Here is an 8,952-nt window from a genome sequence, read left to right on the forward strand (position 1 = left end):
AATTCACCGCTCTCCGGACGGACGCTTCTTGACGCGCCGTCGCATCGACTTCCAACTCACCCCAGCCCGCTTCCTTCCGAAGCCGGACTGTCGCATCGCAAGCGCCGCCTTGGCCCCGGGCTCCTCGCGCGCGAACGCGATCAGCAGCCCGATGGCGAACATCGTCGGCAGCAGGGCGGAGCCCCCGTAGGAGAACAGCGGGAGCGGGACCCCGGCGATCGGCAGCAGACCGAGCACCGCACCGATGTTGACCACGGCCTGGGCCGTGATCCACGTGGTCACCCCTCCCGCGGCGTACCTCACGAAGGGGTCCTCCGTGCGTCCGGCCACGCGGATACCCGCATAGCCTAGAGCCGCGAACAGCGCGAGTACCGACAGCGTCCCCGCCAGACCCAGTTCCTCCCCGGTGATGGCGAAGATGAAGTCGGTGTGCGGTTCGGGCAGTTGACCCCATTTTTCCACACTCGCGCCGAGACCGGAACCGAACCATCCGCCGGAGGCCAGCGCGTAGATGCCGTGCACCGCCTGCCAGCAGGTGTCGTCGGGCCCGGGATCGCCCGCGAGGACGCAGCCCAGCCGGGACATCCGGTTGGGGCTGGTCTTGATCAGGATCGCCCCCAGCACCGCCGCCACCGCGAGCACCCCCGCGAACAGCCGCGTCGGCGCCCCGGCCAGCCACAGCAGGCCGAACAGGATCGCCGTCAGGATGATCGCCGTACCCATGTCACCGCCCAGCATGATCAGGCCGAGCAGCAGGAACGCCACGGGCACCAGCGGCACCAGCATGTGCTTCCACTGGGTCAGCAGGCGCTTGTCCTGCTTGCGGGCCAGCAGGTCCGCGCCCCACAGGATCAGCGCCAGCTTGCCGAACTCACTGGGCTGGAGCTGGAACGGGCCGCCCAGGTAGATCCAGTTCTGGTTGCCGTTGACCGCGTGCCCTATCCCCGGCACCTGCACCAGGACCATCAGGAAGACGGTGCCCACCAGCAGCGGGTAGGACAGCGCCCGGTGCAGCTTGGGCGGCATCCGGGAGGCCAGCAGGAGCAGCCCGGCGCCGATCACGGCCGCCAGGAACTGCTTGCGGAAGAAGTAGGAGCCCGGCAGCGAGTACTTCAGCGCCGTGATCATCGACGCGGAGTAGACCATCACCAGGCCGAGCACCGTGATCAGCAGCGAGCCGCCGAGGATCAGGTAGTACGCGGTCAGCGGGCGGTCCCAGGTCCGGCGCGCCCGCTCGTAGAGCCGGCGCAGCCGCCGTCCGCCCGGCGGCCGGGCCCCGGGCGTGCGGCGCGCGGGGCCGCCGCGGGCCGTCGGCGGTCTGCGGGTGCCCGCGGTGCGGCTGCGCAGCACCAGGCCGGGCAGGCCCGCCGGGGCCGGGGTCGGCGCGAGGGCCCGCGCGAACGCGCGGACCCCGCCGGGTGCGTCGGTCTCGTCGGCCGGCATGATCGCTGTCCCCTCCAGTCGTGCCCGGCGGCGCCGGACCTGGTGGCTGGTCAGGTCAGGCGTGCTCGTCGGCGAGTGCGCGGACGGCGTCGGCGAACGCCTCGCCCCGCTTGTTGTAGTTGACGAACATGTCCATCGACGCACAGGCCGGGGCCAGCAGGACCGTGTCCCCCGGCCGGGCGAGCCGCGCCGCCTCCTGGACCGCCGCCGACATCGCCCCAGTGTCGGTCCGGTCGAGGTCGACCACCGGGACCTCGGGGGCGTGTCGCGCCAGGGCTTCCGCGACGACCGCGCGGTCCCGGCCGATCAGCACGACGCCGCGCAGCCGCCCCGCGGACCGCTGCACCAGCTCGTCGAAGGCCGCGCCCTTGGCCAGGCCGCCGGCGATCCAGACGATCGGGTCGTAGGCCGCCAGCGAGGCCTCGGCCGCGTGGGTGTTGGTGGCCTTGGAGTCGTCCACGTACGCCACCCCGGCCACGTCCGCGACGTGCTCGATGCGGTGCGGGTCGGGCCGGAAGGCCTTCAGGCCCTCCCGGACGGCCTTGGGCTCCACGCCGAAGGCGCGGGCCAGCGCCGCCGCGGCGAGCGCGTTGGCGATGTTGTGCGGGGCGGGCGGGTCGACGTCCGCGACCTCGGCCAGCTCCTGGGCGTTCTTCTGGCGGTTCTCCACGAACGCCCGGTCCACCAGCAGGCCCTCGACCACGCCGAGCTGCGAGGGGCCCGGGGTGCCCAGGGTGAAGCCGATGGCGCGGCAGCCCTCCTCCACGTCGGCCTCCCGCACCAGCTCCTCGGTGACGGGGTCGGCCGTGTTGTAGACGCAGGCGACCGCGTTGCCCTCGTAGATCCGGCCCTTGTCGGCGGCGTACGCCTCCATGGAGCCGTGCCAGTCCAGGTGGTCCGGCGCCAGGTTCAGCACGGCGGCGGAGTGCGCGCGCACGCTGGGCGACCAGTGCAGCTGGTAGCTGGAGAGCTCGACGGCCAGCACGTCGTACGGCTCGTCGCCGAGGACCGCGTCCAGCAGCGAGACGCCGATGTTGCCGACGGCGGCGGTCCGCAGGCCGGCCGCCGTCAGGATCGACGCCAGCATCCGCACGGTCGTGGTCTTGCCGTTGGTGCCGGTGACCGCGAGCCAGGGCGCCGCGTCCGGGCCGCGCAGCCGCCAGGCCAGCTCCACGTCGCCCCAGACCTCCACGCCGGCCGCCGCGGCGGCCGTGAACAGGGGCTTGTCGGGGCGCCAGCCGGGCGTGGTGACGACCAGCTCGGTGCCCTCGGGCAGGGTGTCGCCGTCGCCGAGGCGGACGGTGACGCCCAGCGCCTCCAGCTCGGCGGCCTGGGCCCGGGAGCGCTCGTCGTCGCCGTCGTTGACGACGGTGACGGCGGCGCCCAGGCCGTGCAGGACCTTCGCGGCCGGGATCCCGGAGACCCCGAGGCCGGCGACGGTGACCTTCTTGCCCTCGAAACTCACTTTTCGGCTGCCCATCCCGCGTAGAAGAGACCGAGGCCGACGATCACGCACATGCCCTGGATGATCCAGAAGCGGACCACGACGAGGACTTCGGACCAGCCCTTGAGTTCGAAGTGGTGCTGGAGTGGCGCCATCCGGAAGACGCGCTTGCCGGTGAGGCGGAACGAGCCGACCTGGATGACCACGGACATGGTGATCAGCACGAACAGGCCGCCGAGCAGCGCCAGCAGCATCTCCGTGCGGGAGCAGATCGCCAGGCCGGCCAGCGCGCCGCCGAGGGCCAGCGAGCCGGTGTCGCCCATGAAGATCTTGGCGGGCGAGGTGTTCCACCACAGGAAGCCGAAGCAGGCGCCCATCAGGGCGGAGGCGACGACCGCCAGGTCGAGCGGGTCGCGGACCTCGAAGCAGGCGCTGGGGTTGGTCAGCGTCTCGCCGTTGGCGCAGGCCTCCTGGAACTGCCACAGGCCGATGAAGGTGTACGCGCCGAAGACCATCACCGAGGCGCCGGTGGCCAGGCCGTCCAGACCGTCCGTCAGGTTCACGCCGTTGGACATCGCCAGGATCATGAACAGCGCCCAGATCACGAAGAGCACCGGACCGATGGTCCAGCCGAAGTCCGTGATGAAGGAGAGCTTGGTGGACGCCGGGGTCTGGCCGCGGCTGTCGGCGAACTGCAGCGAGAGCACCGCGAAGGCGATGCCGACGATCAGCTGGCCGGCCATCTTGGCCTTGGCCCGCAGGCCCAGCGAGCGCTGCTTGACGATCTTGATGTAGTCGTCGAGGAAGCCCACCAGGCCCATGCCCGCCATCAGGAACAGCACCAGGACGCCCGAGTAGCTGGGGTCCTCGCCGGTGATGACCTTGGCCAGCGCGTACGCGATGAGCGTGGCCAGGATGAAGGAGATGCCGCCCATGGTGGGCGTGCCCTTCTTCCCGGCGTGGCCGCGCGGGCCGTCGTCGCGGATGAACTGCCCGTATCCCTTGCGGGCCAGGAGCTTGATCAGCAGCGGAGTGCCGATCAGGGTCAGGAAGAGCCCGATGGCCCCCGCGAAGAGGATCTGCCTCATCGGCCGGCGACCTCGCCCTCGGTCCCGAGCAGCGCGAGAGCGACCCGCTCGAGCCCGACCGACCTGGACGCCTTCACCAGCACGACGTCTCCCGGGCGCAGCTCACTGCGCAACAGGTCGACCGCCGCCCGCGCGTCGGACACGTGCACCGACTCCTCACCCCACGAACCCTCGTTGTATGCGCCCAGCTGCAGCCAGGACGCTTCCCTGCCCCCGACTGCGACGAGCTTGCTGACGTTGAGCCGGACGGCGAGCCGACCGACCGCGTCGTGCTCGGCGAGCGACGCGTCCCCGAGCTCGGCCATCTGACCGAGCACCGCCCAGGTCCGCCGGCCCCGGCCCATGGCCGCGAGCGCGCGCAGGGCGGCTCGCATGGACTCGGGGTTCGCGTTGTAGGCGTCGTTGACGATCGTCACGCCGTCCGGTCGCTCCGTGACCTCCATGCGCCAGCGGGACAGGCTGCCCGCCCCGGAGAGCGCGATGGCGATCTCGTCGGCCGACATGCCCAGTTCGTGGGCGACGGCGGCCGCGGCGAGCGCGTTCGACACGTGGTGCTCACCGTACAGGCGCAAGGTCACGTCGCTGCACCCGGTGGGTGTGCGAAGGCTGAAGGAGGGCTGTCCGGTCCCGGTGAGCCGGACGTCCTCGGCGCGTACGTCGGCGTCCTCGGCCTCGCCGAACAGCGTGACGCGCGCCTTGGTGCGGGACGCCATGGCCCTCACCAGGGGGTCGTCCGCGTTCAGCACGGCGACCCCGCCGGCGTCCGCCGCGGGCAGCGACTCGACCAGCTCGCCCTTGGCCACGGCGATCTGCTCGCGGCCGCCGAACTCGCCGATGTGGGCGGTGCCCACGTTCAGCACGAGGCCGATGCGCGGCGGCGTGAGGCCGGTGAGGTAGCGGATGTGGCCGATGCCGCGGGCGCCCATCTCCAGGACCAGGTGCCGGGTCTCGTCCGTCGCGGTGAGCGCGGTGAGCGGCAGCCCGATCTCGTTGTTGAGCGAGCCGGGCGTCCACACGGTCGGCGCGTGCCGCTGGAGGACCTGGGCGATCAGGTCCTTGGTGGACGTCTTGCCCGCCGAGCCGGTGAGGGCGACCACGTCGGTGCCCAGCCGGGCCACGACGGCGCGGGCGAGGGCGCCCAGGGCGGCCTGGACGTCGTCGACCACGACCGCGGGCACGCCGAGCGGGCGGGCGGCGAGCACGGCCACGGCGCCGGCGTCGACGGCCCGTCGCGCGTAGTCGTGCCCGTCGACGTGCTCGCCCGCGAAGGCGACGAAGAGGCTGCCGGTCTTCACCTCGCGGGAGTCGATGACGACGGGACCGGTGACGCGGACGTCCGGATCCGGTATGTCGTACGACTGCCCGCCGACGATTTCGGCGACCTCGGCGAGGGAGAGGGCGATCACAACTTATCCCTGACTGTTCTGGATTGCTTCGCGCAGGACCTGGCGGTCGTCGAAGGGGCGTACCACTCCGGCGATGTCCTGGCCCTGCTCATGGCCCTTGCCCGCGATCAGCACGGTGTCACCCGGCTGAGCGCGCGCGACGGCCGCGGCGATCGCGGCGGCCCGGTCGGCGTCGACCAGGACGTCGCCGCGCTCGTGGGCGGGGACTTCGGCCGCGCCCGCGAGCATGGTGGCGAGGATCGCGAGCGGGTCCTCGGAACGGGGGTTGTCGGAGGTCAGCACGGCGGTGTCGGAGAGCCGTGCCGCGGCGGCGCCCATCGGGGCGCGCTTGGTGGTGTCGCGGTCGCCGCCGCAGCCGAGCACGATGTGCAGCCGGCCCTCGGTGACCTTGCGCAGCGAGCGCAGGACCGATTCGACGGCGTCCGTCTTGTGCGCGTAGTCGACGACGGCGAGGTAGGGCTGGCCCTCGTCGACGCGCTCCAGGCGGCCCGGCACACCGGGTACGGCGGCCACGCCGTCGGCGGCGGTCTGCGGGTCGAAGCCCGCGGTCGCCAGGGTGACCACGGCCGCCAGGGTGTTGGCGACGTTGAAGGGGCCGGGCAGCGGGGCGCGCGCGGAGATCCGCTCGCCGCCGGGCCCGACGATGGTGAACGTGCTGTCCGTGGGCCCGACCAGGACGTCCTCGGCGCGCCAGTCGGCGTCCGGGTGGCCCTCGGCGGAGAAGGTGGTGACGGGGACCTCGGACTCGGTGACGAGCCGGCGGCCGTACTCGTCGTCGAGGTTGACGACCCCCCGCCTGCTGCGGCGCTCGGTGAACAGCTGCGCCTTGGCCTGGAAGTAGTCCTCCATGCCGGAGTGGAACTCCATGTGCTCCGGGCTGAGGTTGTTGAAGACCGCGACGTCGAAGACGCAGCCGTCGACGCGGCCCAGGACCAGCGCGTGGCTGGAGACCTCCATGGCGACCGACTCCACGCCGCGCTCGCGCATCACCGCGAACAGGGCCTGCAGGTCGGTGGCTTCGGGCGTGGTGCGCTCGGACTTGACGCGCTCGTCGCCGATCCGCATCTCCACGGTGCCGATCAGCCCGGTGGTGCCGCCGGCCTTCCGCAGCCCGCCCTCGACGAGGTACGCCGTGGTGGTCTTGCCGGAGGTGCCGGTGATGCCGATCTGGAGCAGTCCTTCGCCCGGGTGGCCGTAGATCGCGGCCGCCAGCTCGCCCATCCGGGCGCGCGGGTCGGGGACCACCAGCACCGGCAGGCCGGTGGCGGCGGACCGCTCGGCCCCCGTGGGGTCGGTGAGGATCGCCGCGGCCCCCAGGTCCGCGGCCTGGGCCACGAAGTCGGCGCCGTGCATCCGGGCGCCGGGGAGGGCGGCGTACACGTCGCCCGGACGGACCGCCCGGGAGTCGTGCGTGATGCCGGTGGCCTCGCCGTCGCCAGGGCTCTCGACGCCCAGCCGCGCGGCCAGTTCGCCGAGGGGGGTCGGGCGGACCCGGGCGGGGCGGGGCGGGGTGTTTCGGTACTGATCAGCGTGGGGCACGGCGGTGAGCGTACCGGGCGCACCCTGGATCGGGCGAAATGAGGGTGCGGGGGCGGTGGGGTCGCCCTTCCGGTTCCCGGGGTCGGGGGTGATCGTCGTCACTGGGGGCTCCCGTCGGCTCACTCGCCGGGCTTGAAGGTGACCGGCATCCGGGGCGGCTGCGCCCCGGTCGGTGCGACCTGCAGGGTCTTGAGGGCGAACTCCATGACCTTCTTGTAGATGGGGCCGCAGATCTGGCCGCCGAAGTAGCTGCCCTTGGTCGGGTTCTGGATCGCGCAGTACACGGTGACCTGCGGGTCGTCGGCGGGGGCGAAGCCCGCGAAGGAGGCGGTGAAGCCGCGGTAGCGGCCGAGTTCGGGGTCGACGCGGTCGGCGGTGCCGGTCTTGCCGGCGACCCGGTAGCCGGGGATGGCGGCCCGGGTGCCGGTGCCCTCCTCGTCGTCGACCACGGACTCCAGCATCCGCGAGAGCGTGGTGGCGGTCTTCTCGCTGATCACCCGGGTCTGCTGGGGGGCGGCGGCCGGGGTGAAGCGCCCGTCGGGGCCCTTGGTGCCGCGGACCAGGGTGGGCTCCACCCGTACGCCCCCGTTGGCCACGGTCGAGTAGACCGACGCGGCCTGCATGGCGTTGACGGACAGGCCCTGGCCGAACGGGATCGTGTACTGCTGCGAGGTGGACCAGGTGCCGGGCTTGGCCAGGATGCCGGGGGTCTCGCCGGGGTAGCCGAGGCCGGTGGGGCTGCCGATGCCGAACTTGCGCAGGTAGTCGTAGAGCACCCGGTTGGACGCGGACTGGGTGTCGCCCAGCTGGCCGGTGGCCAGGATGGAGCCGATGTTGCTGGACTTGGCCAGCACGCCGTTGAGCGTCAGGTACCAGGTCGGGTGGTCGACGTCGTCCTTGAAGAGCCGGTCGCCGCGGTGCAGCCGGTTGGGCACCACGACGTGGGTGCCCGGGGTGGCGACGCCCTCCTCGAGGACGGCGGCCATGGACATCAGCTTGCTGGTGGAGCCGGGCTCGTAGGCGTCCTGGAGGGCGGCGTTGCCCATGGCGGCGGAGTTGGCCTGGGCGAGGTCGTTGGGGTCGAAGCCGGGCGCGTTGGCCATCGCGAGGACCTCGCCGGTGCGGGAGTTCTGCACGATGACGTAGCCGCGGTCGGCCTTGGACTTCTTCACCTGGTCGCTGATGGCCCGCTGGGCGGCCCACTGGATGTCGCGGTCGATGGTCAGCTCGATGTCCTGGCCGGGCACGGCCGGGGTCTCGCGCGATCCCGCGGTGGGCACCCGGCGGCCGCCGGACTGCGCGTACCTGATCTTCCCGTCCTTGCCGGCCAGCTCCTTGTCGAGCAGGACCTCCAGGCCACCCGCGCCACGGCCCTCGGCGTTGACGTAACCCAGTATCCCGGCGGCAAGGTCGCCGTTGGGGTACACGCGCTTGCTGCTGGGCTCCTGGAAGACGCCCGCCAGGACGTTGCCGCCGGGGCCGCCCTTGGCCTTGTCGGCCCGGGCCTTCTCCGCGTACACGCCCTTGAGGTCCTTGATCTGGTTCCAGACCTGGGGGGTGACCCGGCGGGCGAGGACCGTGTACCGGGGCGACTGGGGCTTGCGCAGCTTGGCCACCAGGTCGGCGGGCTCCTTGCCGAGGAGCGGCCCGAGGAGCGCGGCGGCCTGCTCGGGGGCGTCGGTGGCCTTGGCGTCCTCGGGCTGGAACATCTTGGGGTCGGCGGTGACGTCGTACGCGTCGACGGTGGCGGCCAGCGCGATGCCGGAGCGGTCGGTGATCTCGCCGCGCTCGGCACCGAGGGTGTACTCGAGGTACCGGTTCTTCTCCGCCTTGGCGGTGTACGCGGCCGCGTCGACGGCCTGCACCTGGAAGAGCCGCACCACGAACACCAGCATCACCAGGGTCAGCCCGAGCGAGACCAGCCGGAGCCGGGGGCGGGGGCTGCCGAGCCGGATGGTGCGGGGTCCCACGGGGCCGCGCCGGGCGGCCGGGCGGGTGCCGGGCCGGGGGCGGCGCGCGGGTGCGGGCACGC

General features: G+C 72.6%; 6 protein-coding genes. All 6 read right to left on the bottom strand.

Annotation, left to right across the window (positions count from 1 at the left end):
• Positions 1 to 3 precede the first annotated feature (3 nt).
• From ftsW to ABT160_RS11750, 6 genes are read right to left on the bottom strand one after another with little or no spacing between them, the layout of a single operon-like run.
• The gene (gene ftsW, locus ABT160_RS11725) at positions 4 to 1,443 is read right to left on the bottom strand and encodes a putative lipid II flippase FtsW (protein ID WP_351646495.1); all 1,440 of its coding nucleotides are present in this window, start codon (positions 1,441 to 1,443) and stop codon (positions 4 to 6) included.
• A 55-nt stretch (positions 1,444 to 1,498) separates the two neighbouring features.
• Entirely contained in the window at positions 1,499 to 2,923 is a 1,425-nt protein-coding gene (gene murD, locus ABT160_RS11730) for a UDP-N-acetylmuramoyl-L-alanine--D-glutamate ligase (RefSeq protein ID WP_351646497.1), read from the bottom strand.
• On the bottom strand, positions 2,905 to 3,975 hold the full coding sequence (gene mraY / locus ABT160_RS11735) for a phospho-N-acetylmuramoyl-pentapeptide-transferase (protein ID WP_351646498.1): 1,071 nt from the start codon (positions 3,973 to 3,975) through the stop codon (positions 2,905 to 2,907). Before mraY ends, murD begins: the two co-directional genes overlap by 19 nt.
• Positions 3,972 to 5,381 (bottom strand): UDP-N-acetylmuramoyl-tripeptide--D-alanyl-D-alanine ligase, encoded by a 1,410-nt coding sequence (locus ABT160_RS11740; RefSeq protein ID WP_351646500.1) that lies wholly within the window; start codon positions 5,379 to 5,381, stop codon positions 3,972 to 3,974. Before ABT160_RS11740 ends, mraY begins: the two co-directional genes overlap by 4 nt.
• Before the next feature lie 3 nt (positions 5,382 to 5,384).
• Entirely contained in the window at positions 5,385 to 7,022 is a 1,638-nt protein-coding gene (locus tag ABT160_RS11745; protein ID WP_351646502.1) for a UDP-N-acetylmuramoyl-L-alanyl-D-glutamate--2,6-diaminopimelate ligase, read from the bottom strand.
• A 17-nt stretch (positions 7,023 to 7,039) separates the two neighbouring features.
• Positions 7,040 to 8,950, bottom strand: a complete 1,911-nt coding sequence (locus ABT160_RS11750) for a peptidoglycan D,D-transpeptidase FtsI family protein (protein WP_351646504.1) — start codon at positions 8,948 to 8,950, stop codon at positions 7,040 to 7,042.
• Positions 8,951 to 8,952 lie beyond the last annotated feature (2 nt).

This window comes from Streptomyces sp. NPDC001941 (assembly GCF_040296945.1).
Lineage (GTDB): Bacteria > Actinomycetota > Actinomycetes > Streptomycetales > Streptomycetaceae > Streptomyces.

Excerpts from the sequence above, each read along its gene's own strand:
- ftsW (WP_351646495.1), bottom strand. The coding sequence starts at position 1,443 with ATGCCGGCCGACGAGACCGACGCACCCGGCGGGGTCCGCGCGTTCGCG.
- murD (WP_351646497.1), bottom strand. The coding sequence starts at position 2,923 with ATGGGCAGCCGAAAAGTGAGTTTCGAGGGCAAGAAGGTCACCGTCGCC.
- mraY (WP_351646498.1), bottom strand. The coding sequence starts at position 3,975 with ATGAGGCAGATCCTCTTCGCGGGGGCCATCGGGCTCTTCCTGACCCTG.